Source organism: Janthinobacterium sp. FW305-128 (genome assembly GCF_020858135.1).
Taxonomy (GTDB): domain Bacteria; phylum Pseudomonadota; class Gammaproteobacteria; order Burkholderiales; family Burkholderiaceae_D; genus Janthinobacterium.
Map to the genome: position 1 here is coordinate 805,049 of NZ_JACYMK010000001.1, position 24,938 is coordinate 829,986.

General features: G+C 63.6%; 25 protein-coding genes and 1 other RNA gene. 11 read left to right on the forward strand and 15 right to left on the reverse strand.

The window, feature by feature from the left end:
• Nucleotides 1-15: 15 nt before the first annotated feature.
• A complete protein-coding gene (locus IGS60_RS03655; protein ID WP_230502448.1) occupies nucleotides 16-1,110 on the reverse strand; it encodes a FecR domain-containing protein in 1,095 nt (364 codons plus the stop codon).
• An 8-nt stretch (nucleotides 1,111-1,118) separates the two neighbouring features.
• Nucleotides 1,119-1,613 carry a sigma-70 family RNA polymerase sigma factor gene (locus tag IGS60_RS03660; protein ID WP_230502450.1) on the reverse strand — a complete coding sequence of 165 codons (495 nt, stop codon included), beginning with the start codon at nucleotides 1,611-1,613 and terminating at the stop codon, nucleotides 1,119-1,121.
• Nucleotides 1,614-1,781: 168 nt separating this feature from the next.
• On the opposite strand from IGS60_RS03660, the gene IGS60_RS03665 reads away from it, so the two are divergent.
• Nucleotides 1,782-3,413: an alpha-D-glucose phosphate-specific phosphoglucomutase gene (locus IGS60_RS03665; RefSeq protein ID WP_230502453.1), complete on the forward strand. Its 1,632-nt coding sequence runs from the start codon at nucleotides 1,782-1,784 to the stop codon at nucleotides 3,411-3,413.
• A 111-nt stretch (nucleotides 3,414-3,524) separates the two neighbouring features.
• On the opposite strand, the gene IGS60_RS03670 is transcribed toward IGS60_RS03665, so the two are convergent.
• Entirely contained in the window at nucleotides 3,525-5,063 is a 1,539-nt protein-coding gene (locus IGS60_RS03670) for an oligopeptide:H+ symporter (protein ID WP_162995845.1), read from the reverse strand.
• A 118-nt stretch (nucleotides 5,064-5,181) separates the two neighbouring features.
• Entirely contained in the window at nucleotides 5,182-5,751 is a 570-nt protein-coding gene (locus IGS60_RS03675) for a GNAT family N-acetyltransferase (RefSeq protein WP_230502455.1), read from the reverse strand.
• Nucleotides 5,752-5,851: 100 nt separating this feature from the next.
• Here IGS60_RS03675 and IGS60_RS03680 point away from each other — a divergent pair, with 100 nt between their 5' ends.
• A complete protein-coding gene (locus IGS60_RS03680; RefSeq protein WP_230502457.1) occupies nucleotides 5,852-6,391 on the forward strand; it encodes a PadR family transcriptional regulator in 540 nt (179 codons plus the stop codon).
• Nucleotides 6,388-7,626, forward strand: coding sequence for an MFS transporter (locus IGS60_RS03685; RefSeq protein ID WP_230502459.1), 1,239 nt, complete (start codon nucleotides 6,388-6,390; stop codon nucleotides 7,624-7,626). The genes IGS60_RS03680 and IGS60_RS03685 overlap by 4 nt, the downstream gene beginning before the upstream one ends.
• Nucleotides 7,627-7,630: 4 nt before the next feature.
• Here IGS60_RS03685 and IGS60_RS03690 read toward each other — a convergent pair whose 3' ends face one another.
• From IGS60_RS03690 to groES, 3 genes are all read right to left on the reverse strand, one after another.
• A complete protein-coding gene (locus tag IGS60_RS03690) occupies nucleotides 7,631-8,104 on the reverse strand; it encodes a hypothetical protein (protein ID WP_230502461.1) in 474 nt (157 codons plus the stop codon).
• 219 nt (nucleotides 8,105-8,323) lie between these two features.
• Nucleotides 8,324-9,973 carry a chaperonin GroEL gene (gene groL, locus IGS60_RS03695; protein ID WP_230502463.1) on the reverse strand — a complete coding sequence of 550 codons (1,650 nt, stop codon included), beginning with the start codon at nucleotides 9,971-9,973 and terminating at the stop codon, nucleotides 8,324-8,326.
• A 50-nt stretch (nucleotides 9,974-10,023) separates the two neighbouring features.
• Nucleotides 10,024-10,314, reverse strand: coding sequence for a co-chaperone GroES (gene groES, locus IGS60_RS03700; RefSeq protein ID WP_010400979.1), 291 nt, complete (start codon nucleotides 10,312-10,314; stop codon nucleotides 10,024-10,026).
• Nucleotides 10,315-10,838: 524 nt separating this feature from the next.
• On the opposite strand from groES, the gene IGS60_RS03705 reads away from it, so the two are divergent.
• From IGS60_RS03705 to IGS60_RS03725, 5 genes are all read left to right on the forward strand, one after another.
• Nucleotides 10,839-11,585, forward strand: coding sequence for a hypothetical protein (locus IGS60_RS03705; RefSeq protein WP_230502465.1), 747 nt, complete (start codon nucleotides 10,839-10,841; stop codon nucleotides 11,583-11,585).
• A gap of 156 nt (nucleotides 11,586-11,741) precedes the next feature.
• Nucleotides 11,742-12,005, forward strand: coding sequence for a DUF904 domain-containing protein (locus IGS60_RS03710; protein ID WP_070289202.1), 264 nt, complete (start codon nucleotides 11,742-11,744; stop codon nucleotides 12,003-12,005).
• A complete protein-coding gene (locus IGS60_RS03715; protein ID WP_034747344.1) occupies nucleotides 12,005-12,316 on the forward strand; it encodes a cell division protein ZapA in 312 nt (103 codons plus the stop codon). Before IGS60_RS03710 ends, IGS60_RS03715 begins: the two co-directional genes overlap by 1 nt.
• A 54-nt stretch (nucleotides 12,317-12,370) precedes the next feature.
• Nucleotides 12,371-12,548, forward strand: a non-coding RNA gene (ssrS, locus tag IGS60_RS03720) — 6S RNA.
• A gap of 90 nt (nucleotides 12,549-12,638) precedes the next feature.
• On the forward strand, nucleotides 12,639-13,103 hold the full coding sequence (locus IGS60_RS03725; RefSeq protein ID WP_230502467.1) for an EVE domain-containing protein: 465 nt from the start codon (nucleotides 12,639-12,641) through the stop codon (nucleotides 13,101-13,103).
• 9 nt (nucleotides 13,104-13,112) lie between these two features.
• On the opposite strand, the gene lgt is transcribed toward IGS60_RS03725, so the two are convergent.
• Together lgt and IGS60_RS03735 are read right to left on the reverse strand one after the other, a co-directional pair.
• Entirely contained in the window at nucleotides 13,113-13,943 is an 831-nt protein-coding gene (lgt, locus tag IGS60_RS03730; protein ID WP_230502469.1) for a prolipoprotein diacylglyceryl transferase, read from the reverse strand.
• A 79-nt stretch (nucleotides 13,944-14,022) separates the two neighbouring features.
• Nucleotides 14,023-14,934, reverse strand: a complete 912-nt coding sequence (locus IGS60_RS03735) for a LysR family transcriptional regulator (protein ID WP_230502471.1) — start codon at nucleotides 14,932-14,934, stop codon at nucleotides 14,023-14,025.
• Between the two features lie 173 nt (nucleotides 14,935-15,107).
• Here IGS60_RS03735 and ilvD point away from each other — a divergent pair, with 173 nt between their 5' ends.
• Both ilvD and IGS60_RS03745 read left to right on the forward strand, forming a co-directional pair.
• Complete coding sequence (ilvD, locus tag IGS60_RS03740) at nucleotides 15,108-16,973, forward strand: dihydroxy-acid dehydratase (protein ID WP_121670309.1); 1,866 nt, start codon at nucleotides 15,108-15,110, stop codon at nucleotides 16,971-16,973.
• A gap of 220 nt (nucleotides 16,974-17,193) precedes the next feature.
• Nucleotides 17,194-17,505: a c-type cytochrome gene (locus IGS60_RS03745; protein WP_070221905.1), complete on the forward strand. Its 312-nt coding sequence runs from the start codon at nucleotides 17,194-17,196 to the stop codon at nucleotides 17,503-17,505.
• Between the two features lie 21 nt (nucleotides 17,506-17,526).
• On the opposite strand, the gene IGS60_RS03750 is transcribed toward IGS60_RS03745, so the two are convergent.
• Nucleotides 17,527-18,534, reverse strand: coding sequence for an NAD(P)H-binding protein (locus tag IGS60_RS03750; RefSeq protein ID WP_070221960.1), 1,008 nt, complete (start codon nucleotides 18,532-18,534; stop codon nucleotides 17,527-17,529).
• Nucleotides 18,535-18,642: 108 nt separating this feature from the next.
• Between IGS60_RS03750 and IGS60_RS03755 the strand changes: the two genes are divergently transcribed.
• Nucleotides 18,643-19,545 carry a LysR family transcriptional regulator gene (locus IGS60_RS03755; RefSeq protein WP_230502473.1) on the forward strand — a complete coding sequence of 301 codons (903 nt, stop codon included), beginning with the start codon at nucleotides 18,643-18,645 and terminating at the stop codon, nucleotides 19,543-19,545.
• Here IGS60_RS03755 and IGS60_RS03760 read toward each other — a convergent pair.
• The 5 genes from IGS60_RS03760 to folD form a co-directional block, all read right to left on the reverse strand.
• The gene (locus tag IGS60_RS03760) at nucleotides 19,538-20,680 is read right to left on the reverse strand and encodes a branched-chain amino acid ABC transporter substrate-binding protein (RefSeq protein WP_070289205.1); all 1,143 of its coding nucleotides are present in this window, start codon (nucleotides 20,678-20,680) and stop codon (nucleotides 19,538-19,540) included. The genes IGS60_RS03755 and IGS60_RS03760 overlap by 8 nt on opposite strands.
• A gap of 382 nt (nucleotides 20,681-21,062) precedes the next feature.
• Nucleotides 21,063-21,428: a hypothetical protein gene (locus IGS60_RS03765; protein ID WP_230502475.1), complete on the reverse strand. Its 366-nt coding sequence runs from the start codon at nucleotides 21,426-21,428 to the stop codon at nucleotides 21,063-21,065.
• Nucleotides 21,425-21,850 carry a DNA polymerase III subunit chi gene (locus tag IGS60_RS03770; RefSeq protein WP_230502477.1) on the reverse strand — a complete coding sequence of 142 codons (426 nt, stop codon included), beginning with the start codon at nucleotides 21,848-21,850 and terminating at the stop codon, nucleotides 21,425-21,427. The genes IGS60_RS03765 and IGS60_RS03770 overlap by 4 nt, the downstream gene beginning before the upstream one ends.
• A gap of 5 nt (nucleotides 21,851-21,855) precedes the next feature.
• Nucleotides 21,856-23,925, reverse strand: a complete 2,070-nt coding sequence (locus IGS60_RS03775; RefSeq protein WP_230502693.1) for a M3 family metallopeptidase — start codon at nucleotides 23,923-23,925, stop codon at nucleotides 21,856-21,858.
• Between the two features lie 94 nt (nucleotides 23,926-24,019).
• Complete coding sequence (gene folD, locus IGS60_RS03780; RefSeq protein ID WP_035821601.1) at nucleotides 24,020-24,865, reverse strand: bifunctional methylenetetrahydrofolate dehydrogenase/methenyltetrahydrofolate cyclohydrolase FolD; 846 nt, start codon at nucleotides 24,863-24,865, stop codon at nucleotides 24,020-24,022.
• Nucleotides 24,866-24,938 lie beyond the last annotated feature (73 nt).

Below are 24,938 nucleotides of genomic sequence, written 5' to 3' on the forward strand. Positions count from 1 at the left end.
GAATGCGACTTATTTTCATTTATTTTGTTGCAGATGCATGGCGGGCGCCTGCGCAGGCATTGTTGCCGCCATGCGGATCTCGCTGGCAGTGCCGCTGTGCACGAGCTGCACGGGCAGCAGCTGGGGCAGGGCGGCGGCAAAGCGGTCGAGCTGGGTCAGGCTGAAGCTGCCGCCGATGCGCAGGCGCGCCACGGCCGGATCGCGCACGAGCAGGCCTGTGTCGCCATAGCGCTCGAACTCGGCCAGCGCCGCGCCCAGCGGCACGTTGTCGAAGGTGATCCTGCCGTCGCGCCACGGCGCCACGCTGCCGGGGGCCAGGCTGGCGACGGCCGACAGGCGGCCGCCGGCATCGCTGCTGACGCCCTGGCCGGCCGTCAGGTCGACTTGCTCTTGCCGCGCGCCCGCCACGCGCACGTGGCCATGCTGCACGGCCACGCGCAGCTGGCCGTCCTGGGCCAGGGTGTTGCGCACGGCAAACTGTGTACCCACCACCGTCACCGTCAAAGGGCCGCTGAGCACGTCGAACGGCTGCCCTTGCTTTGATTGCACCTGGAACAGCGCTTCGCCCTGCGCCAGGCGCACTTCGCGCCGCTGGCGGTACACGGTGACGTGCAGCTGCGTGGCCGTGTCGAGCTGCAGCTTGCTGCCGTCGGGCAGGGCGACGGCCAGGCGCTGGCCCCGCGCCGTGGCATACGACTGGCTGAACGTGGGTTGCTGCCACCACTGGTAGCCGCCCGCGCCCACGCCGAGCAGCAGCATGGCGGCGGCCGCATACGGCAAGGCGCGCAGCCAGTGCCGGCGGGGAGCGGACACTGGCGCAGGGGAAGCCTGGGGCACGGTCCAGCGCGCGGCGACGTGCGCGGGAATCCGGCGCACGGCGCGGTGCGTGTCTTTGAGCTGCGCATATTCTTGGGCGTGACGCGCATCGGCCGCCAGCCAGGCGGCAAACTCGGCCTGGCTTTGCGCATCGAGGTCATGGCGCCGGCTGAACCAGGTGGCCGCCGCCAGCGCTGCCGGGTCTTGTGTGGCGGTAAAAGCGGCATACTCGCGCAAGTCCGCCTCGTCCTGGGCGGACGGGCCGAACTCATGGCGGGGCGGGCGGGCGGTCATGGGCGCCATTATGTGGCTTTGCGCAAGGAATGCAACTGCAGCAACTGCGCCCGGCAACTGAGCATGCCGCGCGCGATATGTTTTTCCACCATGCTCACGGATATGCCCATGCGCGCCGCGATCTGCGCGTGCGGCAATTCCTCGAAGACGTGCAGCACGAAGGCGTCGCGGCAGCGGGGCGGCAGGGCGTCGATGGCGGCCACGCAGGCTTGCCAGTCCCGGCTGCTTTCCAGTGCCTGTTCCGGCTGCAAATGCAGCGGCCCTGCCGGATGCGCCGCTTCCGGCAGGGCGTCAAGTTCCTCGTGCTGGCGCAGGGCGGCGCGGCGGTGCTGGTCGATCATCAGGTTGCGCGCCGTGCGGTACAGCAGCGCGCGCGGTTCGCGCACGGCCTGTTCGCCCAGCACGCGCGCATAGCTTTCCTGCACCAAGTCGGCAGCAGCGTCGCGGTTGCGCAAGCTGCGCCAGCAAAAGTTCAACAGTTCTTGGTAATAGCGTGCAACCACGGCGTCCGATGTATGAGTCCGCAGCGAGGAATGCCGCATATGAGAATGATTCTCATTATACGGTATGCCGGGATGCGGCGTTAAGCGGCTTGCCGCACCGTGGCAGGCGTACAACGCTTTGCCGGGCGGCCGGCATCGGTTAACATGGGAAGTTAACAGGGAGGCAAGATGGCTATTCAAATTATTAATACGGCGCCGATGGCCGGCCAGCGGCCCGGCACGTCGGGCTTGCGCAAGAAGGTGGCGGTCTTCAGCGCCCCGCAGTACCTGGAAAACTTCGTGCAAAGCGTGTTCGACACGCTGGGCGACTGCCGCGGCCAGACCCTGGTGCTGGGCGGGGACGGGCGTTACTACAACCGCGCCGCCATCCAGACGGTGCTGCGCATGGCGGCCGCGCACGGCTACGCGCGCGTGCTGCTGGGGCAGGGCGGCATCCTGTCGACGCCGGCCGTCAGCTGCGTGATCCGCAAGCATGGCGCCAGCGGCGGCATCATCCTGTCGGCCAGCCATAATCCGGGCGGCCCCGATGGCGATTTCGGCATCAAGTACAACATCGCCAATGGCGGCCCGGCGCCCGAAAAGGTCACGGAAGCCATGTTTGCGCGCACGCAAACGCTCACCGAATACCGCATCAGCGACGCGGCCGACATCGACCTCGACGCCTTGGGCACTGTGCGCATCGAGCAGATGACGGTCGAAGTGATCGATCCGGTGCTTGATTACGCTGAATTGATGCAGCAGCTGTTCGACTTCGACGCCATCCGCGCCCTGTTCGCAGGCGGCCTGCGCATCTGCTTTGACGGCATGCACGCCGTTTCCGGCCCGTATGCGACGGCCATCCTGGAAGGCATGCTGGGCGCACCGAAGGGCAGCGTCATCAACGGCGTGCCGCTGGAAGACTTCGGCGGCGGCCATCCGGACCCGAATCCCGTCAACGCGCAGGAACTGATCGCGCGCATGGCCGGCGACGATGCTCCCGACTTCGGCGCCGCTTCGGACGGCGACGGCGACCGCAACATGATCGTCGGCCGGCGCTTCGACGTCACGCCCTCGGACAGCCTGGCCATCCTGGCCGCCAACGCCACCGTGGCGCCCGGCTACCGCGCGGGCTTGTCCGGCATCGCCCGCTCCATGCCCACGTCGGGCGCGGCCGACCGGGTCGCCAGCGCGCTGGGCATCCCCTGCTACGAGACGCCCACGGGCTGGAAATTCTTCGGCACCCTGCTCGACGCCGGCATGGCCACCCTGTGCGGTGAGGAAAGCTACGGCACCGGTTCGAACCACGTGCGTGAAAAGGATGGCCTGTGGGCCGTGCTGTTCTGGCTCAACCTGCTGGCGGAGAAAAAACAATCGGTGGAAGAAATCGTGCGCGCGCACTGGGCCACGTATGGCCGCAACTACTACTCGCGCCACGACTATGAAGACATCGACAGCGCTGGCGCGGCGCAGCTGATGGCGGCCGTGCGCGGCCAGCTGGCCGCCTTGCCGGGCCAGCAGTTCGATGGCTACACGGTGGCGCTGGCCGACGATTTCAGCTACACGGACCCCGTCGACGGTTCCGTGGCGACGCAGCAGGGCATCCGCATCGTCATGACGGACGGCGCGCGCATCGTGCTGCGCCTGTCCGGCACGGGCACCGAGGGCGCCACCCTGCGCCTGTACCTGGAGCGCTACGAGGCCGATCCCGCGCAGCATGACATCCCGACCCAGCAAGCGCTGGCGGGATTGATCGCCGTGGCCGAGCAAGTGGCGCAGATCCGCGCACGCACGGGGCGCGACGCGCCGACGGTGACGACGTAAAAAAAGGGCGCGTAGGTCGGATTAGCGTGGCATCGCCACGCGTAATCCGACGACATTGTCAGCAGCGTTGTCGGATTACGCCCTTTGGGCTAATCCGACCTACTTGTATGATTACGCCTTGCCCGGGACAGCCGCCTGGCGGTAGTTGTCCACCATCTTGTAGCGCTTCGCATACAGGCCGAAGGCCAGCATGGCGACGGCGGCAAAGGCGGCGAAGAAGAACATCTGGAAAGCCGTCACGCTGATGCCGCTCTCGGCGATCTTGCCGATCACGCCTTCATTCATGACGCTGCGGTTGACGATCAGCACCCACAGGTTGCCCACCGTGGTCGACAGGTTCCAGAAGCTCATGATGGCGCCCTTCATCGACACGGGCGCCTGGCTGTACGCAAACTCCAGGCCCGTGGCCGAGACCAGCACTTCGCCGAACGTCAGCAGGGCGTACGGCAGGATCTGCCACATGATGGAGACGGCGTTGCCGCTGTCGAGGGCCAGCTGCAGCAAGCCGATGACGATCCACGCCAGCGAGGAAAAGCCGATACCGGCCGTCATGCGGCGCAGGGCCGTCGCTTCCAGGCCGAAGCGGTTGAGCATCGGGTACAGCACCAGGTTGTTGAACGGGATCAGCAGCATCACCAGCATCGGGTTCAGCGCCTGCATCTGCGCCGGCAGGAACCAGCTCGGTTTTTCCATGGTGTTCGCCTGCACGATCCACGTCGAGGCCTTCTGGTCGAACAGCGAGAAGAACGGCGTGACGAGGGCGAAGATGACGAGGATGCGCAGCACGGCGCGCACGCCTTCGACGGCTTCGTCCGGGTGGATGCCGCGCGCGCGTTCCAGCTGCATGGCCGTGCCGATGCTGCCGAAGGCCAGCAGCAAGACCAGCGCCGTACACGCGGAAATCACGAAGCCCCATTCGGGAATGCTGTAGAACGCGTACAGGGCGCCGATCACGCCCACGTAGGCGACGTACAGGCCGGGACGCGAACCGCCGTCGACGCGCGCCAGCAGTGCCGTGCGGGCCACGCGGGTGAACGAATCGGGATTCGGCGGCGCCGGCGGCACGTGCACGTATTTCTTGGCGCCCATCCAGAAGACGACGGTGGCGGCCAGCATCATCAGGCCGGGGATGCCGAAGGCGATCGACGGGCCGAAGTCGCGCAGGAACATCGGCATCAGCAGCGAGGCGAAGAAGGAGCCGAAGTTGATGATCCAGTAGAACAGGTCGAAGACCAGCTTGGCCTTGTGCTTGTTGGTCTGGTCGAACTGGTCGCCGACGAACGAGGCGACGAGCGGCTTGATGCCGCCGGAACCGAAGGCGATCAGGAACAGGCCGAAATAGAAGCCGTTGACGCTGTTTTCAAACAGGGCCAGGCAGGCGTGGCCCGCGCAATACACGAGGCTGAGCCAGAAGATGGTGTTGTACTTGCCGAAGAAGCGGTCGGCCAGCCAGCCGCCCAGCAGCGGGAAGAAATACACGCCGATGACGAAGGTGTGGAACACGTGCTTGGCTTCGCCCGTGCGCTGGTCGATCGGGATCATCAGCAGCAGGGTGCTGATGAGGAATGGCGTCAGGATGTTGCGCATGCCGTAAAAGCTGAAGCGTTCGCAGCCTTCGTTGGCGATGATGTACGGTATTTGCCGCGGCATTTTGCCTGTGGCGGTTTGTGTCTCGGCCGATGACATTGGCTCTCCCCCAAGTTTTTTTTGTAAGCCGCGATGCTAAGGCCTGCCGCGTTTGCTTGCAACAGAAAAAACGGCCTGTCCGCTATTTCGCAGGGATTTGTAAGGTATTGATTTTCATAAAGACATTACTTTCGGCACTTGCGCTTGCACTTGCACACGCCGGGCGCGGCAGCCACAGCTGCATTTGCAGCATGCCGTCCGATGCGGGGCCGTCCGCCAGGGTAAAGCCGCAGCCCAGGTACAGGGTCAATGCCGCGTGGTTGTCCTGCGCCACGGCCAGGCGCAGGCGGGCCAGTTCGGGGATGGCGCAGGCATGGGCGATGGCGGCCTGCAGCAGTTGTCGTGCAGCGCCGCGCCCGCGCGCCTGCGGCGCCACGTATACGCTCCACAGGCTGGCCTTGTCATGCACGACGGCGATCGGTTCGCGGCGCAGGCCGGCAATGCCGATCAATTGATCCTTGTCGAAAGCGCCAAATATTATTTGGTGGGGCGTGATGCGCAAGCGCTCGGCTATCCGTGCCAGCGGCAAGCCGCTCTCCGCCGCGTGCGTGGTGCAGAAGGCGGCGGGCAGTTCGGCGATGCCGGCCAGACGCAGCGCGCGGTAGGCGGCAACGTCGTCGGGCGTCAGGGGGCGGACGGTGGTGGCGGACATGTGGGCGAGTATCGGGCTTCGATGCCAGAAAGTAAACCTTGCGTTGCTGCGTTTTCGACAATAAGATATATCTTATTGCGATATATCTTAAGGAGTCATCATGTTCCATCTTCTGCACGGGATGCACCCCGTGCGCGCGGCAGCCCATGGCCAAGGCGATGCGCCAGGCACGCCTGGCCATTCCGTTGCCCGCGGGCCGAAAATGTTTGACGCGGGCACCTTGCGCTACCTGGTGCTGCAGTTGATCGCCGACAAGCCGCGCCACGGCTACGACATCATCAAGGCCATCGAACAGCGCGCCGGCGGCGCGTATGCCCCGAGTCCCGGCGCCATCTATCCGCTCATGCACGGCCTCGTGGGCCACGGCTATGTGGCCGTCAGCCTCGATGGCAACAAGAAGCTGCACAGCATCACGCCCGAGGGACGGGCTTTCCTGGAGGCGAACCGCGCCTATGTTGACGCGATTGCCGCCAGGGTCGATGCGCCGGCCGGCGCGGACGACGATTTGCGCCACCTGATGCATGAACTGAAGGCGGCCGTGCTGGCGCGCGGGCGCGCGGGCGAGCCGGATGCCGCGCGCCTCGATGCCATCCGCGCCATCCTGCGCCAGGCCCGCAGCGCTGTCGAGGCGCTGGCATGACGGCCGCGCCTGTTCCCGTGCTGACGCCGGCGCGCGAGCGCACGATGCTGTGGCTGCTTGCGCTGACGCAATTTACCGTCATCATGGATTTCATGGTGATGATGCCGCTGGCGCCCCAGCTGATGCAGGCTTTCCACATCGGCCCGGCCGCCGTCTCGGGCGCCGTCTCGGCCTACGCCTGGTGCGCGGGCCTGTCCGGCTTGCTGGCGGCCACGTATATCGACCGCTTTGACCGCAAGAAGCTGCTGCTGACCATGTTTTGCCTGTTCACCTTGTCGAACCTCGCTTGCGCGTTGGCGCCGAACTTTTATGTGCTGCTGTGGTCGCGCGCGTTTGCGGGGCTGACGGGCGGCGTGCTGGGCGCCATGGTCATGGCCATCATCGGCGACGTGATTCCTTCCGAGCGGCGCGGCGCGGCCACCGGCATCGTCATGACCTCGTTTGCCATGGCGGCCGTGGGCGGCGTGCCCATCGGCGTGGTGCTGGCCGCGCACTTTGGCTGGGCCTCGCCGTTTTTCCTGCTGGTCGTGCTGTCGCTGCTGGTCTGGCTGGGCGCGGCGCGCGTGCTGCCGTCGCTCACGGCGCACATGGGCGCGGCTGTCACGCCGCTGCGCCAGGTGCTGCCGAACCTGCTGGCGCTGTTCCGCGAGCGGCGCCACCTGCAAGCGTTTTCCTTGTCGATTGTCAACATGACGACGGGCATGCTGGTCATTCCCTTCATTTCGCCCGTGCTCGTGGGCAATATGGGGCTGGCGCCGGCCGATGTCACCTGGGTGTATCTGGCGGGCGGCTGCGCCACGATCTTTACGGCGCGCCTGATCGGCCGCTGGGCGGACCGGGCCGGCAAGCAGCAGGTGTACCGCTGGGTGTCCCTGTTGTCGATTGCGCCGCTGCTGTTCATGACGCACTTGCCCCAGCTGCCGTTGCTGGGGCTGATGCTGGCGTTTCCCTTCTTTATGGCCCTCGTCTCGGGCCGCATGGTGCCGCTGCAGGCGCTGCTGACGACCATCCCGGAAACGCACAAGCGGGGCGCGTTTCTCAGCGCCAATTCGGCTCTGCAAAGCTTTGGCAGCGGCCTGGGCGCCTGGCTGGGTGGCCTGACCCTGCAGACGGATGCGGCCGGCCACATCAGCGGCTACGGCATCAATGGCTGGCTGGCGGCGGGCTTGTCGCTGTGGACGGTGTGGTGGGTGGCGCGCGTGCGCGGCGCGGCGCCGCAGGGGGCGCCGGCGTAGGCAGTTACTGGGTGGCGATGCGCTGCATGGGCGCATTGTCCTTGCGCCATTGTTCCAGGCTGATCAGCTCACCGCTGACGACGTCGTCGACGAGGATGCGCTTGCCATCCTGGGAGACGACGAAACTCTCCCAGCGGTGCGCCGCGTCCGGCGTGTTTTCCACAAAGGTCAGGTCATAGTAGGGCTTGCCGTCGATGAGACGCACGTCGGGCGATGTTTCCATCACGGCGCCGTGGGCGCGGCCGCCCGAAGCCTTTTCGATATGCGCCGACCAGGCCTTGATCTCCGGCAATGCCATCAGCGCATCGACGGCGCGCGCGCTCTGTTCTGGCGCCACCTGGCTGCTCGCGGCCGGGGCATTGGTGCCGTGCGGCGCGCCTTGCTGGTGCAGGTAGAAAGCGCCGAGCCCGGCGGCCAGCAAGCCGGCCAGGATGCCGGCGATGATGGTGGTTTTGGAAGAAGAGGCGCGTGGCTGCATGATGGTGGCGTGAGAAAGAGGGACGATGGCGGCCATGCTAAAGCAAAACGTGCAGGCGGGCAATCGTTGAAATTTCTAAAAAGCAAGACGAAAAAAAGCCACCTTCCGTAGAAGATGGCTCTCGGGGCTGCCGGGCAGGCGCTGGCAGCTTTTGGTCTGCCTGTCCCGTCCCGGCGTGGCGGCTGCGCGCGCCGTCGCCTGCGCGCGCGGCCGCCTGGATTACATCATGCCGTCCATGCCGCCCATGCCGCCCATACCACCCATGCCGCCGCCCATGCCGCCGGCTGCCTTGTCGTCAGCGATTTCGCAGACCATGCAGTCGGTCGTCAGCATCAGCGAAGCGATCGAAGCGGCGTTTTGCAGCGCCGAACGGGTCACTTTGGCTGGGTCCAGAACGCCCATTTCCACCATGTCGCCATACGTGCCGTTGGCAGCGTTGTAGCCGTAGTTGCCCGCGCCAGCCAGGACGGCTGCCACGACGACCGAAGCTTCTTCGCCGGCGTTTTGCACGATCATGCGCAGTGGCTCTTCCATTGCGCGCAGGACGATCTTGATACCAGCGTCTTGATCAGCATTGTCGCCCTTGACCGTGATGTTGGCGCGTGCGCGCAGCAGGGCTACGCCGCCGCCTGGCACGATGCCTTCTTCCACGGCAGCGCGGGTGGCGTGCAGTGCATCTTCAACGCGGGCTTTCTTCTCTTTCATTTCGACTTCGGTGGCTGCGCCAACCTTGATCACGGCAACGCCGCCAGCCAGTTTGGCCACGCGCTCTTGCAGTTTTTCACGGTCGTAGTCCGAGGTCGCTTCTTCGATCTGTACACGCACTTGTTTCACGCGTGCTTCGATCGAGGCAGCTTCGCCGGCGCCATCGATGACGATGGTGTTTTCCTTGCCCACTTCGATGCGTTTCGCCTGGCCCAGTTCGGCCAGGGTCACTTTTTCCAGGGTCAGGCCGACTTCTTCAGCGATCACCTGGCCGCCCGTCAGGACAGCGATGTCTTCCAGCATGGCTTTGCGGCGGTCGCCGAAGCCTGGTGCTTTCACTGCGCAGGTTTTCAGGATGCCGCGGATGTTGTTCACAACCAGGGTAGCCAGCGCTTCGCCTTCGATGTCTTCCGCGATGATCAGCAGTGGACGGCCAGCCTTGGCGACTTGTTCCAGTACCGGCAGCAGGTCACGGATGTTCGAGATTTTCTTGTCGCACAGCAGGACGAATGGGCTGTCCAGGACGGCAACTTGCTTCTCTGGGTTGTTGATGAAGTATGGCGACAGGTAGCCGCGGTCGAACTGCATGCCTTCAACGATGTCCAGCTCGTCGTTCAGCGACTTGCCGTCTTCTACCGTGATGACGCCTTCTTTGCCGACTTTTTCCATCGCTTCAGCGATACGCTCGCCGATCGAGTAGTCCGAGTTCGCCGAGATCGCGCCAACCTGGGCGATTTCCTTGGTCGTGGTGCAAGGACGGGCGATTTTCGCCAGTTCTTCGACGGTCGCTGCAACAGCTTTGTCGATACCGCGCTTCAGGTCCATCGGGTTCATGCCGGCGGCAACGAACTTCATGCCTTCGCGCACGATGGCTTGTGCCAGTACGGTCGCGGTGGTGGTGCCGTCGCCGGCGTTGTCACTGGTGCGGGAAGCCACTTCCTTGACCATTTGCGCGCCCATGTTCATGAGCTTGTCTTTGAGTTCAACTTCTTTCGCTACCGACACACCATCCTTGGTGACGGTAGGGGCGCCGAACGAGCGCTCCAGCACGACGTTGCGGCCTTTCGGGCCCAAGGTGACTTTGACTGCGTTGGCGAGGATGTTGACGCCTTCGACCATCTTGGCGCGCGCTGCGTCGCCGAATACTACTTCTTTAGCTGCCATGTTCAATTCTCCTGAGTTTCGGGATGTATCTGTCTACAACGTGGAAACAATTACTTGACGACGATCGCCATGATGTCTTCTTCGCGCATGACCAGCAGCTCATCGCCGTCAACTTTGACGGTTTGGCCGGCGTACTTGCCGAACAGGACGCGGTCGCCCACTTTGACATCCAGAGGACGGACTTTGCCGTCGTCGAGAATCTTGCCATTGCCTACGGCAAGGACTTCGCCTTGATCCGGTTTTTCAGCAGCTGCATCAGGAATGATGAGGCCGGACGCAGTCTTGGTTTCCTGGTCGAGGCGTTTGACGATGACGCGATCGTTCAATGGGCGCAGATTCATACAAAACTCCTTAAAGTTCAATGGATAGGTGTTGCTAAATGAATACATGCCTGGCACAGCGCCAGGCGTGCTTTCAGTGACCGCCGTTGAAAGCAGCCCGCAACGGTCAAGCAAACCCCATGGCATCGGGTGCATGCCGGCGCTGGGCAGTGGTGGCATCGCGGCGTCGCCCGCCGCGTAGCGTTCCCTGCTGTTGCCCGGCAGACACCATCATGTCTTGAGGATTGCTACGAAAGAGTTTGTTAGCACTCTCTACTAACGAGTGCTAATTATAGGGACGGTAGGGGGCTTATTCAAGGGCTTATTCTCCGGGAAGATAAGCTTGGACGTTCTACGCAGCCTGCATTTACGCAGGGTTTGCGCAAACGCAAGCCTCGTTCCCGGGCGTCAGCAACAGGCGCGACTCTAGCATGCCCATCAGGCGAACGGCGTTCCTGTACGCACAGGAAACAGAGTTTTGCTATGGACTTTGATAAGATGATTGCAATTGCATATCAATATTCCCCTGTACCAGAAAGCACACCATGCCATCGACTCTTTCCCGTCCCGCCCTGCGCCTGCTCGGTGCCGCCCTCGTCGGCCTCGCCTGCCTGGGCAATGCCGCCGCGCAAACGCCCACGATTCTCGACGAGATCACCGTGGCGACCCTGACGCCGCTGGAAAAGGACATGCTGCTCAACGAGCTGTTCAACGACCTCAACAAGGACGACGACGACCAGGAAGCGCATGTGTGGGACAACGGCGGCGACCGTGGCGTGCGGGTGAAAGTCACATATAACTTCAGCAACTCCGGCATGACGGAACACAGCCTGAAGGCGCACATCTGCCGCGACCTGAAATTCGTCGTCACGGCGGGCGACAAGTCGCAAGACCTGAGCCGCCGTACGTGTTCGCAGAACAGCGGCCGTTGGGATGTGCAGGGCAAGGACCCGGCGCCCGTCGTGTATCCGCCCTTCCTGTCCGACGTGACCATCGCCAAGCTGAATGCTAAGGAACAGAAATCCTTGCTGACGGCCGCCGTGCGCACCCTGAAAGATGAAGAGGATGGCAAGACCCGTGAATGGAGCAACAAGGGGCTGGGCAATGCCGTGCCCTTGCGCGTCACTTTGACGCCCTCGCGGACGGACGCCAAACCTGGCAGCTACCACCGTACTTGCCGCGACTTGACGATGGTGCTTGACGGCAAGAGCGGCAAGCAGGAATTGACGCGCCGCTCGTGCGAAAACCGCTATGGCGGTCTCGATATCGAACCCGATTACGTCGACGAGTAAAGCGCTGGCATCGCGGCGCCGGCGGATGCGTGCAGATGGCGAAAAGCGCCGGAAAAAGCGTGTATTTCACGGCAACTGACCTGCATTGATGTAAATATGTGTGACAGCGGCGTGATTCGATTGACGCCCATGGAGCGTCCGCCCTATAGTGGCGGGATGATTTCCGAATTCAACGAATTATCCGACAAAATAGGCCTGCTGGCCGAAATGACCCATGCGCTGCGTCGTGAAAACGCGCAACTGCGCAAGGACAATGCCGCGCTGGCCGCCGAGAACGCCCTGTATGTGCAGCGCATGCGCGAGGCGCAGGAGCGGGTGGAAGCGTTGCTGGAAAAAATTCCCGAACTGGTGCAAGCCGGCCTGGAGCAAGCCGCTTCGGAGGCGGGCGCCTATCTTGCCGAGAACGAGAAGGAAGCGTAATGCCGCGTGTCGATGTCAATATCATGGGCCAGTCCTACAGCATGGTCTGCCGCGACGGCGAAGAGCGCGCGCTGCGCGAAGCGGCGATCTATCTCGATAGCAAAATGAAAGCCATCCGCGACGCGGGCAAGGTCAAGGGCAATGACCGCATCGCCGTGCTGGCCGCGCTGGGCGTGGCCGCGGAATTCCTCTCCGTGAAGTCGCCGCAAGGTCCGCTGTCGGAGCTGACGATCCTGGAAGTGAAGCAAAAGATCTCGGCCATGCACACAGTATTAGATAGCGCATTGACGCCCCAGGAAAACCTTTTTTAAGCGGACACGGTACGATTTGTCTTTGCGATGCGCGATCAAAGGAGTAAACTTGGGTCTACCCTGCGGTGTTCGCGATTGCCATATATTCCTTGAACCATTTATGCGCATCGGTTGCGAATTTTGTTTGATGGGAGTGAGCGTCGCTCGTTCGACGAACCCGAAATTGAACTAACGTGACCACCTTGAACCGTTTGGTTCGGGATGCCGGCATAGCGGCACAGGCGGGGCCCAATTTGCAGTACATTTGTAAGTACAACTGAAAACGGTTGCCGCATCCTGCGCAACCGTTTTTTTACGTCTGGCGCTTTCACACGGAGTCCGCATGAAACAATACTGGCTGATGAAATCCGAACCCGATGAAGTGAGCATCGACGACCTGATGGCCGCGCCCGGGCACACCATGCCCTGGTTCGGCGTGCGCAACTACCAGGCGCGCAACTTCATGCGCGACGGCATGCAGGTCGGTGATGGCGTGCTGTTTTATCACTCGAGCTGCCCGCAGCCGGGCGTGGCGGGCGTGGCCGAAGTGGCCAGCGGCGCGTATCCCGATCACAGCCAGTTTGAAGAGGGCGGCAAGTATTTCGATGCCAAGGCCACGCAGGAACAGCCGCGCTGGATCAGCGTCGACGTGCGGGGCCTGAAGAAGACGGCGCTGTTGCCGCTGTCCGAGATGCGCCAGATGCCGGAGCTGGAAGACATGCTGCTGCTCAAGAAGGGCAGCCGGCTGTCCATCACGCCGGTAACGCCGGCGCAATGGAAAGTGATTACAGACAGGTTGAAGGCGTAGGCAGCCCGATCAGGCGTCCGCCACGCGGGCCTTGGTGGGCGGCGTACCCATCACCTGGCTTTTATATGCCCACACGAGCAGCGCGATGGCGCCGACGATCATCGGCAAGGACAGCATCTGGCCCGACGTGATCGGCACGCCCAGCCACACGACTTCCCAGTCCGGCGTGCGGAAGTATTCCGTGAAGAAGCGCGCGCAGCCGTACAGCAGGGTGAACATGGCGCCCACGGCCATGCGCGGACGCTGCTTGCGCGCAAACAGCCACAGGATGATGAACACCAAAATGCCGTCGACCAGCATCTGGTAGATCGGCGACGGGTGCACGGGATACGGAATGCCCGGCCATTGCATGGCCCACGGCAAGGTTTCCGGCGCGATGCGGCCCGGCAGTTCGGCATTGATGAAGTTGCCCAGGCGACCGGCCGCGTAGCCGAGCGGCACCAGCGGGGCGATGAAGTCGAGCACGTCGAACAGGTTGCGGCCCGCCTTGCGGCTCCACAAGTACATGGCCAGGATGACGCCGAGGAAGCCGCCATGGAAGGACATGCCGCCATGCCAGACCATGAAGATCTCGAGCGGATTGTGCAGGAAGTATTCGGGACGGTAGAACAGTACTTCGCCCAGGCGCCCGCCGATTACCACGCCCAGCATGCCGTAGAACAGCATGTCGTCGAGGTCTTCCTTCTTCCAGCCCAGCACGGCGATATGCGGCTGCTTGATGCGCACTCTGCCCAGGATAATGAACAGGGCAAAGGCCAGCACATACATCAGGCCGTACCAGTGCACGGCGAGCGGGCCGATCTGGATGGCTATCGGGTCGGGCATCGGGTGTATCAGCATGGGGTTTCTTTCTTTGTTTAAAGCCAAGGTTGCGTAGTATGGGGGCGCTGGCGGTTTTTTGCCTTAGCGGCCACTTAATTTAATCGGCGGCAGCGCTGATCTGCTTGCGCAGCAGCGCCAGGAAACCTTGCAGCACGGCGGACGGATTGTCGCGGCGCCAGGCCAGGCCCGTTTCCACCAGCGGCGTGGCGTCCTGCAGCGGCCTGTATTCTACGCCCGGGCGCATCAGATTCGATACCGATTGTGGCACAAGCGCGATGCCCATGCCAGCCGAGACGAGGCTGACGATGGTTTGCATCTGGATCGCTTCCTGGCCGATCTGCGGCGTGATGCCGGCCGCGCGGAACACGCCGAGGATCGCGTCGTGCAGGGCGGGCGAGATCGCGCGCGGAAAAATAATCAGGGGCAGGGGTGGCAGGTCGCGCAGGCGCACGGGGCCCGGCGTGTTCAGGATGGCGAGGCCGGACGGCGCGGCCAGCACCAGCGGCTCGGCCAGCACGGGCAGGTAATCGAGCTCCCCTTTCGCCTTCTCGGGCAGGGGCGGAATCAGCAGGCCCGCATCCGTGCGCCCGGCCAGCAGTTCATCGAGCTGCAGGTCCGAGGTGGCTTCCTGCAGCGCGATCTGCACCTGCGGATAGGCAGTTTGATACGCGCGCAGCAATGGCGGCAGCACGCTGTAGTCGGCCGACGAGACAAACGCCAGGCTCAGGCGGCCCGCCTCGCCCTGCGCGGCGCGCCGCACCAAGGCGGGCAAGTCTTGCGCCTGCGCCAGCAGCCGGCGCGCCTCGGGCAGCAGGGCCGTGCCGGCCGGCGTCAGCTGCACTTCGCGGCGCGTGCGCACGAACAGGGGGGCGCCCAGCTGTTCTTCCAGGGCCATGATGGTTTGCGACAGGGGCGGCTGCGTCATGTGCAGGCGCGCGGCGGCGCGGCCGAAGTGCAGCTCCTCGGCGACGGTGACGAAATAGCGCAGCTGGCGCAGTTCAAGGTTCATATGCGTTTCCATGCAGATTGATTGCTGTGATATGCAAAACGACTCACAGGCACGTGCATCATATATTTGACAGTGGGGCGCGCGCAAGGCAATCTGGCGTACCCCCACTGTATGCAGGGTTTTGCTGGAAATCCGCGCAGTCAGGCATCAATCATCCTTGGAAGGACCCCATCATGCCGCAATACCGCTCCCGCACCACCACCCACGGCCGCAACATGGCTGGCGCCCGCGCCCTGTGGCGCGCCACCGGCATGAAGGACGGCGACTTCGACAAGCCGATCATCGCCGTCGTCAACTCGTTCACCCAGTTCGTGCCCGGTCACGTGCACCTGAAAGACCTGGGACAGATGGTGGCGCGCGAGATCGAGGCGGCCGGCGGCGTGGCCAAGGAATTCAACACCATCGCCGTCGATGACGGCATCGCCATGGGCCACGGCGGCATGCTGTATTCGCTGCCTTCGCGCGACCTGATCGCCGATTCCGTCGAATACATGGTCAACGCCCACTGCGCCGACGCCATGGTCTGCATCTCGAACTGCGACAAGATCACGCCGGGCATGCTGATGGCCGCCATGCGCATCAATATCCCCGTCGTGTTTATTTCCGGCGGGCCGATGGAAGCGGGCAAGGTCGTCAAGGTGGTCAACGGCACGCAGAAGATCATCAAGCTGGACCTGGTCGACGCCATGATCAAGGCGGGCGACAGCACCGTCTCCGACGCCGACGTGGCCGAGATCGAACGTTCGGCCTGCCCGACCTGCGGTTCCTGCTCCGGCATGTTTACGGCCAACTCGATGAACTGTCTGACGGAAGCGCTGGGCCTGGCCCTGCCCGGCAACGGCACGATTTTGGCCACGCACTCGGACCGCCAGCAGCTGTTCCTGCGCGCGGGCCGCCTGATCGTGGAACTGGCCAAGCGCCATTACGAGCAGGACGATTATTCGGTGTTGCCCCGTTCCATCGCCACCAAGGCCGCGTTCGAAAACGCCATGGCGCTCGACGTCTCGATGGGCGGCTCGACCAATACCGTGCTGCACCTGCTGGCCGCCGCGCACGAGGCGGAAGTGGAATTCACGATGGCCGACATCGACCGCATTTCGCGCAAGGTGCCTTGCCTGTGCAAGGTGGCGCCGATGACGGACAAATACCATATCGAAGACGTGCACCGCGCGGGCGGCATCGTGGGCATTTTGGGCGAACTGGCGCGCGCCGGCCTGCTCAACACGACTTTGCCGACGATCCACGCGCCGACCCTGGCCGACGCCATCGCGCAAAACGACATCATGTGCACGGACAACCCTGCCGTGCATGAACTGTTCCGCGCCGCGCCGGGCGGCGTGCCGACGCAGACGGCGTTTTCGCAGTCGGAGCGCTTCGCGGCCGTCGACACGGACCGCAGCACGGGCTGCATCCGCGACAAGGCCCACGCCTACTCGCAGGATGGCGGCCTGGCCGTCTTGTACGGCAACCTGGCGGAAAAGGGGTGTATCGTCAAGACGGCGGGCGTCGACGAGAGCATTTTGAAATTCTCGGGCAAGGCGCGCGTGTTCGAAAGCCAGGACGCGGCCGTCGCTGCCATCCTGGAAGACACCGTGCATGAAGGCGACGTCGTCATCATCCGCTACGAAGGCCCGAAAGGCGGCCCCGGCATGCAGGAAATGCTGTATCCGACCTCGTACATCAAGTCGAAGGGCCTGGGCAAGGCGTGCGCGCTGTTCACGGACGGGCGCTTCTCGGGCGGCTCCTCGGGCCTGGTGATCGGCCACGCCTCGCCGGAAGCGGCAGAAGGCGGTGCCATCGGCCTGGTGGAAGAGGGCGATTTCATCGACATCGACATCCCCGAGCGCACCATCAACCTGCGTATCACGGCTGCCGAGCTGGCCGCGCGCCGCGCCGCCATGGAAGCGAAGGGCGACGCGGCCTGGCTGCCCGTCGACCGCGAGCGCTACGTGTCGCAGGCGCTGCAGGCGTATGCGGCGCTGACGACGTCGGCCGACCGGGGCGCCGTGCGGGATCTGTCGCAGCTGAAAAAACGCTGATCTGTTGCGTCAGTGCGACGGCCGGCCCCGTTTGACGATGCGGGGCCGCCTGTCGTTACATCGCCTTACAAACAACATGGTCATGTGCGCGCAGATGGGGCAGAATAGCTATGCCTTCTGACGACATTGCGTGACTACATTGAAACGCTTGATCTGGGCTCGTGGTGCATCTGCGGAAACACAGTAAAATGCCGCAGGAAGTAACTTTGGAGAAAAGACAATGAAACGTTTTATGTTGGTGAGTGTATTGACCGTATCGGCTCTGGCATCGCAAGCAGCGTTGGCCAATCCGGACCTGGCGAAAGCAAAGAACTGCATGGCTTGCCATGCGGTGAGCACGAAACTGGTGGGCCCTGCGTTCAAGGACGTGGCTGCCAAGTACGCTGGTCAGAAAGACGCGGAAGCCAAGCTCGCGGCGAAAGTCATGAAGGGCGGTTCCGGCACCTGGGGCGCGATCCCGATGCCAGCCAACCCGCAAGTGAGCGATGCGGAAGCCCATACTCTGGTTAAATGGGTACTGGCACAGAAATAATCTGTGCCGCAGTACCTGCAATTAGCGCGCCGGCAATCCCGGCGCGTTTTTTTTGCCCGCTGCCTTATGCAGATTGCCCATGCCCTCCAGTGTCGCCCGCACCGCCTCGTCGAGCGGCGTATGCGGCTCCTGGCCCAGCACGGCCAGCAGCCGCGCATTGTCCATGGACAAGGGCGCTTGCCACAGATAGCGCATCTCGCGCATTTCGCGCAAGGTCGCCACGAACGGCGACGCCAGCGCCACCAGCCACCACGGAAAACGCCGGATGGCGGGCGCCGCTCCTGTCGCCTGTTGCACCACGCGGACAATCGCCCCCGTCATTTGCCGGCCGTCGTGGTCCCAGTGGCCGGCCATGTGAAAGCGCGCAAACGCGGGCAAGGTGGCGCGTAAAGCCAGCAATTGCACCATCGTGCGCGCCACGTCGGGCAGGTAGGACCACTGGTGGCCCACGCCGGGTGCGCCCGGATACAGCACCTTGCGCACGGGTTGGCCCGGTTTCACCAGTCCCTGCGAAAACCAGTTATTGCCGGCACGGGGACCGAAGAAGTCGCCCGCGCGCACGATCAGCACGCGCGCGCCCTGCGTGCTGGCCCGTTCCAGCCGTGCTTCCAGTTCCACGCGGATGGTGCCCTTGCGCGTGAGCGGACGTTGCGGCGCGTCTTCCGACAGCACGGGAAAGGCGTCCGGGCCGAAGTTGTACACGGTGCCGGGCAGCACGATGGTGGCGCCTTCGGCCATCGCCGCGGCGATGGTGTTGTCGAGCATGGGCAGCACCAGCTGGCCCCAGTTCCGGTAGCCGGGCGGGTTGACGGCGTGCACGATGACGACGCAGCCTTTGGCGGCCGCCAGCACGTCCGTGCGCGACAGCGCGTCGCCGCGCAGCCACTCGATGTTATCTCGCCGTGGCGATGGCGTTTCTCCCCGCGTCAGGGCGCGCACCTGCCAGCCCGCCGCCAGCAGCTGGCGCACCATCTCGCCGCCGATGCCGCCCGTCGCGCCCAGTACCAATACTGTTTTCGTATTCTCCATCATGACCTCCGTGTGGTTGATGGTGCCAGTATCTGCCGCGCTGGGCTAATTGGGAATTGACGAACATCGCGTACAAGCTATACATTTATGTATGACCAAGTTGACACTATGAACCCATCCATCGCCTGGGAATACTACCGCTCCTTGCTGGCCGTGCTGAAGCACGGTTCGCTCTCCGGCGCGGCCCGCGCGCTGGGCATCACGCAGCCCACCGCCGGCCGGCACATCGCGGCCCTGGAGCAGGCGCTGGGCGCGACGCTGTTTACGCGCTCGCAGCAGGGCTTGCTGCCCACGGAAGTGGCCCTGGCGCTGCGTCCCCATGCGGAAACCATGGAGCACACTGCCGCCCTGATGGAGCGCGCCGCCAGCAGCCAGGGGCAGGGCGTGGCCGGCGTCGTGCGCATCGCGGCCAGTGAAGTCGTGGGCGTGGAAGTGCTGCCGCCCATCCTGGCCCGCTTGCGCGCGCGCCATCCGGGCCTGACCATTGAATTAGTATTAAGCAACAAGGTGCAGGATTTGCTGCGCCGCGAGGCGGACATTGCCGTGCGCATGCTGCGGCCGCGCCAGGAGCAGCTGGTGGCGCGCAAAGTGGGCGAGATCGAACTGGGCCTGCATGCGCACGCCGATTATCTGGCACGCCATGGCACGCCGGCGCGATTGCTTGATCTGGCGCAACACGCCGTCATCGGCTACGACGAGGCGAGCCCCTTCGTGCGCAACGCGGGCGCGGCCTTTCAGGGATTTACGCGGGAAAGCTTTGCCTGGCGCAGCGACAGCGATCTGGCGCAACTGGCCCTGATACGCGCGGGCGCCGGCATCGGCGTGTGCCAGGCAGGGCTGGCGGCGCGCGATCCGGCCCTGCGGCGCGTGCTGCCGCAAGCGTTTTCGCTGCCGATGGAAACCTGGGTCACCATGCATGAAGATTTGCGCGGCAGCCTGCGCTGCCGCGCCACCTTCGACGCGCTGGCCGAAGGATTACGCGATTACGTGGTTGAACAGCCGCCTACTTGACGACTTCCATCTTGGTTTTCTTGCCATCCCGGTAGGTGAACAAGGTCAGCGCGCCATCCTTGATGTCACCGTTGGCGTCGAACGAGATCGGCCCCGTTACGCCCTGGTAGTGCACCTTGGCCAGATACGGCAGGTAGACGGACGGTTTCGACGATTTCGCATCCTGCATGGCGGTGGCCATGGTCATCACGGCATCGTAGACGTATGGCGCGTACAGCTGCACTTCCATATTGTATTTCTGCTTGTAGCGGGCGCGGAAATCGTCCATGCCTTTTTGCTGCGCGCCCGTCACGCCGCCCGCTTCCGCGCAGGTGACCATGTCTTCGCCGACGGCGTCGCCCGCCAGCTTGCCCAGCGGTTCCGTGCACAGGCCGTCGCCGCCCATGAACTTGGCCTTGATGCCCAGCGCCTTCATCTGGCGCAGCATGGGGCCGCCCACGGAATCCATGCCTCCGAAGAAGATCAGGTCGGGATTTTTCGACTTGATGCTGGTCAAAATGGCATTGAAGTCCGTCGCGTTGGCATTGGTAAATTCCTTGCCGACGATTTGCACGCCAGGTGCCGCCTTCTTGGCGCCCTTGACGAACTGTTCCGCCACGCCCTGGCCGTAGGCCGTACGGTCGTCGATGACGGCGATTTTCTTCGCCTGCAGCTTGCCCACGGCATATGCGCCCAGGGTACCCCCCAGCTTGTTGTCATTGGCCACGACGCGGAAGGCCGTGTTGAATTTTTGCTGGGTATAGGTCGGGTTGGTGGCTGCCGGCGAAATCTGCGGGATGCCGGCATTGAAGTAAATGCGCGAGGCGGGAATCGTCGTGCCCGAGTTCAGGTGGCCGACGACGCCGTTGACCTTGGCATCGACCAGCTTTTGCGCCACGGCCGTGCCCTGCTTGGGATCGGCCGCGTCATCTTCGGGCACCAGCACGAATTTCACGGCTTTGCCGTCGATCTTGAAGCCTTTGGCGTTCAAATCCTCGATGGCCATCTTGGCCGCGTTCTCGTTATCCTTGCCCAGGTGGGAGCTGGCGCCAGAGACCGGGGCGACGTGGCCGATCTTGATGATTTCCTGCGCGCCCGCATGGCCGGCAAAGGCGAGGGCGAGGGCGAGAGGAAGGACTTTGGTCTTGAGCAGCATAAACATTCTCCAATGGATAAAGATACGGCGGCGTCTCGTGAAAACCGCTTCGACAGGCGGTACGTGTGAAGAAAGGTACAACAAAAAACAGGCGGCGCAAAGCCGCATTTCGGGCTTTTTACATTTTGTCGCAACAATCACCAAAGTGAGGCGCGATGCACCGATTTCGCAGGCGCGAGCGCACCAAAGAATGGCGTTGGAGGAAAGAATAGGGTAGGTCGGGCAGGTCGGGGTAGGTCGGGTTAGCGCGCAGCGCGTAACCCGACATTGCGCGGCATGCTCATAACCCAACGGCAAGGACGGGGAATGCCGGGGTCAGACCCGTCGGGTCTGACCCCAGATTTTTGTCGGTGATGAAATGGTCGCAACGACAGGTGTGTGATTACTGAGCCGGCGGATGCAGATGCCCCAGCTCATGGCTGACCGCATGCGCTACGATCTGTTCCAGCGACTGCTGCAAATCTTCGCGCAGGGCGCCGCGCATGCCGATCAGGGCGTTTTGCAGGGCCGTCTGCAGGACGTGGGCGATGCGTTCTTCCAGCAGATGGTCGATCTTGCCCTGCACTTGATGCAGGATGCGCTGCGTTAGCCGCTGTTCGATGGCGTCCCAGTCCGGTTGCGGCATGCTGGGCGGCAATGCCGGCGCTTCTTCGACAGCAGGCTCGGCCGGGATGGCGGGAGCCACCTCCGGCCCCAGCAACACCTCCGTCAGCAGGGGGATGCCCTGGTCGAATGGCGGCTGGCTCATGTCTTCCCTGCCACGAAGTGCGTCAGCTGCACGTCTTGCTGGCGGTAGTGCAGGAAGCGCTGGCGGCCCGCCTGCGCATCCTGTTCATCCATGGAGACGATCTCGAACACGCGCTGGAAATCGGCGTAATTGGCGGGCGGCAGCTGCGACAGGTTGACGAGGATGTCGTGGTGCGGCAGCTCGGCCGCCGCGTCATCGGTCAGGATGATGGGCGTTTGCGGGGCCAGCGGGTCGCCGGCCAGCACGTGCGGCAGGAAATCCGTGGCGGAAATGGTCCACATGGCGCTGTTCAAGGCGTCGAGCTGGGTGCCATCTTGCACCAGCACGACCACCTTGTTGCCGGCCATATAGGCCTTGCGCGCCAGGCGGCAGGCGTAGGCCAGCTTGTCCGGCACGTTGCTGTGAAAATCGACGCGGCTCATGACGGTCAAGCGGCCATGCCGCTGTGGCGCAGCAGGGCGTCGATCGACGGTTCGCGGCCGCGGAAGGCCGTGAACGATTCCAGCGCGGGGCGCGAGCCGCCGACGGACAGGATTTCCTGCAGATAACGCTTGCCCGCCGCCGTGGTGGCGGCCGGTCCCAGCGCCCTGGCTTCCTCGAATGCCGCATAGGCGTCTGCGGACAGCACCTCGGCCCATTTGTAGCTGTAGTAGCCAGCCGCGTAGCCGCCGGCGAAGATATGCCCGAAGGAATTCTGGAAGCGGTTGAAGGCGGGCGGGATGATCAGCGCGAACTTGGCGCGCACGCCGTCGATCAGCTGCTGCACGCTCTGGCCCGTGCCGGCATCGTAGTCATAGTGCAGATGCATGTCGAGCAGGGAGAATTCCACCTGGCGCAGGGTTTGCAGGCCGGACTGGAAATTCTTGGCCGCCAGCATCTTGTCGTACAGCGCGCGCGGCAGCGGCTCGCCCGTGACGGCATGCGCCGTCATGTGTTCGAGCACTTCCCATTCCCAGCAGAAATTTTCCATGAATTGTGACGGCAGTTCCACGGCATCCCATTCGACGCCGGCGATGCCCGACACGCCCAGTTCGTCGACGACGGTCAGCATATGGTGCAGGCCGTGGCCGAACTCGTGGAACAGGGTAATGACTTCATCGTGGGTGAACAATGCAGGCTGTGCCTGGCCGTCGACCACGGCCGGTTCCGTGAAATTGCAGGTCAGGTAGGCGATCGGCGTTTGCACGTGCTGTGCGTCGGCGCGGCGGCCGCGCGCGTCGTCCATCCAGGCGCCGCCGCTCTTGCCGGCGCGCGCATACAGGTCCAGGTAGAACTGGCCCACCAGCTGGCCGTCGCGCTCGATGCGGTAAAAACGCACGTCCGGGTGCCAGACGGGCGCCGTATCCAGTTTGATCTCGACCGCGAACAGGTTCTGGATCTGGCGGAACAGGCCGTCGATCACCTTGTGTTCAGGGAAATATTGTTTGACTTCCTGGGCCGAGAACGCGTAGCGGCGTTCCTGCAGTTTTTCGGAGGCGTACGGCACGTCCCACGCCTGCAGTTCATCGATGCCCAGCTCTTCGCGGGCGAATTGCTTCAGTTCGGCCAGGTCCTTTTCGGCGAACGGACGCGCGCACTTGGCCAGGTCTTCCAGGAAAGCGATGACTTGCGCCGGCGAAGTGGCCATCTTGGAGACCAGCGACACTTCGGCGAAATTGGCGTAGCCGAGCAGTTGTGCCTCTTCGTTGCGCAGCCGCAACAAGGTGACAATGTTGTGCGTATTGTCCCAGTCCTCTTTCTTGCTGAACACGTCGCCCTGGTCCGATGCCTTGGTGGCGTTGGCGCGGTAGATGGTTTCGCGCAGCGCGCGATTGTCGGCAAATTGCAGGATCGGGTAGTAGGACGGGAAGTGCAGCGAGAATTCATAGCCTTGCTTGCCGGCTTTGTCGGCGGCGGCGCGCGCGGCCGCCTTCACGTCGTCGGGCAAGCCGGCGAGATCGGCTTCATTGTCGACCAGCAACTTGTAGTCATTGGTGGCGTCGAGCACGTTTTCGGAAAAACGCGTCGAGACGGCCGCGTGTTCTTCCTGGATGGCGCCGAAGCGCTCTTTCTTGTCCTCGGGCAACTCAGCGCCGCCCAGGCGGAAGTCGCGCACGGCATTCTCGACGATGCGCCGGCGCGCCGGCGACAGGCTGGCGAAAGCGGGGCTGGCCTGCAATTGCTTGTATTTGCCGAAGAGGATTTCGTTCTGGCCCAGCTCGGTCAAGAACTCCGTCACCTTGGGCAGGTTGGCATTGTAGGCGGCGCGCAGTTCCGGCGTATCGATCACGCTATTTAAATGGTTGACGATGCTCCAGGCGCGGCCCAGGGTTTCGGCGATCTGGTCCTGGGGCGCGACGAAGTTGTCCCAGCTCACTTCTTCCATGGGCGCTTCCAGCCGCGCCACCGTGCCGCGTGCCTGTTCCAAAAGGGTATCGATGGCGGGCGTGACATGCTCGTGCGTGATCGCGTCGAAGCGTGGCAGGCCGGAAAAATCAAGCAGGGGATTGGTGTTCATCGTCGGTTCGTCCATTCTGTCTTCATATATGGAGCGCCTGAAAAATGTTCAAGGCCAGGCAACGCCGCCATGAGCATTGTCTCAGGTGCTCCTCTTAAATGCGCTCGGCGGCCTCGACCGTGTTCATGAGCAACATCGTGATCGTCATCGGACCCACGCCACCCGGCACGGGCGTGATGTGGGAGGCGACTTCTTTCACGCCGGCAAAATCCACGTCGCCGCACAGCTTGCCTTCATCGTCGCGGTTCATGCCCACGTCGATGACGATGGCGCCCGGCTTGACCATGTCGGCCGTCAGGGTGTTGCGGCGGCCGACGGCGGCCACGACCACGTCCGCCTGGCGCGTGTACAGGCCCAGGTCCGGGGTCGCACTATGGCAGATGGTGACGGTAGCGTTCGCTTGCAAGAGCAGCAGGGCCATCGGCTTGCCGACCGTGTTGCTGCGGCCGATGACGACGGCGTGCTTGCCGCGCAAGTCGACGCCCGTGCTTTCGATCAGTTTCATGCAGCCGTACGGTGTGCAAGGGCGGAAGCCGGGCAAGCCCGTCATCAGTTCGCCGGCGCTCAGGACGGAATAGCCGTCCACGTCTTTCGTCGTGGCGATCGCTTCGATGACCTTGTGCGGGTTGATGTGCTTGGGCAACGGCATTTGCACGAGGATGCCGTGGATGGCGGGATCGGCGTTCAGGCTGGCGATGCGTGCCAGCAAGTCGGCTTCCGACAGGTCCGCTTCATATTTTTCCAGCACCGAGTGGAAACCCACGTCGCCGCACGCCTTGACCTTGTTGCGGACGTACACCTGGCTGGCCGGGTCTTCGCCGACGAGGATCACGGCCAGGCCGGGCTGGGTGCCCTTGGCCGTGAGGGCGGCGGCGCGCGTGGCGATTTCGCTGCGCAGTTTTTGGGAGAGGGCGATTCCGTCGATCAGTTGTGCTGGCATGGTAGGGGCTGAGAGATGTGGGAGGGAAAAGACAGATTATAAAGCCGGGCGGCGCAAAGGGGCGGTTTTGGCG

Excerpts from the sequence above, each read along its gene's own strand:
- IGS60_RS03750 (WP_070221960.1), bottom strand. The coding sequence starts at position 18,534 with ATGGAGAATACGAAAACAGTATTGGTACTGGGCGCGACGGGCGGCATC.
- IGS60_RS03745 (WP_070221905.1), top strand. The coding sequence starts at position 17,194 with ATGAAACGTTTTATGTTGGTGAGTGTATTGACCGTATCGGCTCTGGCA.
- IGS60_RS03770 (WP_230502477.1), bottom strand. The coding sequence starts at position 21,850 with ATGAGCCGCGTCGATTTTCACAGCAACGTGCCGGACAAGCTGGCCTAC.
- IGS60_RS03680 (WP_230502457.1), top strand. The coding sequence starts at position 5,852 with ATGTTCCATCTTCTGCACGGGATGCACCCCGTGCGCGCGGCAGCCCAT.
- IGS60_RS03760 (WP_070289205.1), bottom strand. The coding sequence starts at position 20,680 with ATGCTGCTCAAGACCAAAGTCCTTCCTCTCGCCCTCGCCCTCGCCTTT.
- groL (WP_230502463.1), bottom strand. The coding sequence starts at position 9,973 with ATGGCAGCTAAAGAAGTAGTATTCGGCGACGCAGCGCGCGCCAAGATG.
- IGS60_RS03710 (WP_070289202.1), top strand. The coding sequence starts at position 11,742 with ATGATTTCCGAATTCAACGAATTATCCGACAAAATAGGCCTGCTGGCC.
- IGS60_RS03725 (WP_230502467.1), top strand. The coding sequence starts at position 12,639 with ATGAAACAATACTGGCTGATGAAATCCGAACCCGATGAAGTGAGCATC.
- groES (WP_010400979.1), bottom strand. The coding sequence starts at position 10,314 with ATGAATCTGCGCCCATTGAACGATCGCGTCATCGTCAAACGCCTCGAC.
- IGS60_RS03765 (WP_230502475.1), bottom strand. The coding sequence starts at position 21,428 with ATGAGCCAGCCGCCATTCGACCAGGGCATCCCCCTGCTGACGGAGGTG.
- IGS60_RS03670 (WP_162995845.1), bottom strand. The coding sequence starts at position 5,063 with ATGCCGCGGCAAATACCGTACATCATCGCCAACGAAGGCTGCGAACGC.
- IGS60_RS03705 (WP_230502465.1), top strand. The coding sequence starts at position 10,839 with ATGCCATCGACTCTTTCCCGTCCCGCCCTGCGCCTGCTCGGTGCCGCC.
- ilvD (WP_121670309.1), top strand. The coding sequence starts at position 15,108 with ATGCCGCAATACCGCTCCCGCACCACCACCCACGGCCGCAACATGGCT.
- folD (WP_035821601.1), bottom strand. The coding sequence starts at position 24,865 with ATGCCAGCACAACTGATCGACGGAATCGCCCTCTCCCAAAAACTGCGC.
- IGS60_RS03735 (WP_230502471.1), bottom strand. The coding sequence starts at position 14,934 with ATGAACCTTGAACTGCGCCAGCTGCGCTATTTCGTCACCGTCGCCGAG.
- IGS60_RS03685 (WP_230502459.1), top strand. The coding sequence starts at position 6,388 with ATGACGGCCGCGCCTGTTCCCGTGCTGACGCCGGCGCGCGAGCGCACG.
- lgt (WP_230502469.1), bottom strand. The coding sequence starts at position 13,943 with ATGCTGATACACCCGATGCCCGACCCGATAGCCATCCAGATCGGCCCG.
- IGS60_RS03755 (WP_230502473.1), top strand. The coding sequence starts at position 18,643 with ATGAACCCATCCATCGCCTGGGAATACTACCGCTCCTTGCTGGCCGTG.
- IGS60_RS03665 (WP_230502453.1), top strand. The coding sequence starts at position 1,782 with ATGGCTATTCAAATTATTAATACGGCGCCGATGGCCGGCCAGCGGCCC.
- IGS60_RS03690 (WP_230502461.1), bottom strand. The coding sequence starts at position 8,104 with ATGCAGCCACGCGCCTCTTCTTCCAAAACCACCATCATCGCCGGCATC.
- IGS60_RS03715 (WP_034747344.1), top strand. The coding sequence starts at position 12,005 with ATGCCGCGTGTCGATGTCAATATCATGGGCCAGTCCTACAGCATGGTC.
- IGS60_RS03675 (WP_230502455.1), bottom strand. The coding sequence starts at position 5,751 with ATGTCCGCCACCACCGTCCGCCCCCTGACGCCCGACGACGTTGCCGCC.
- IGS60_RS03655 (WP_230502448.1), bottom strand. The coding sequence starts at position 1,110 with ATGACCGCCCGCCCGCCCCGCCATGAGTTCGGCCCGTCCGCCCAGGAC.
- IGS60_RS03775 (WP_230502693.1), bottom strand. The coding sequence starts at position 23,925 with ATGAACACCAATCCCCTGCTTGATTTTTCCGGCCTGCCACGCTTCGAC.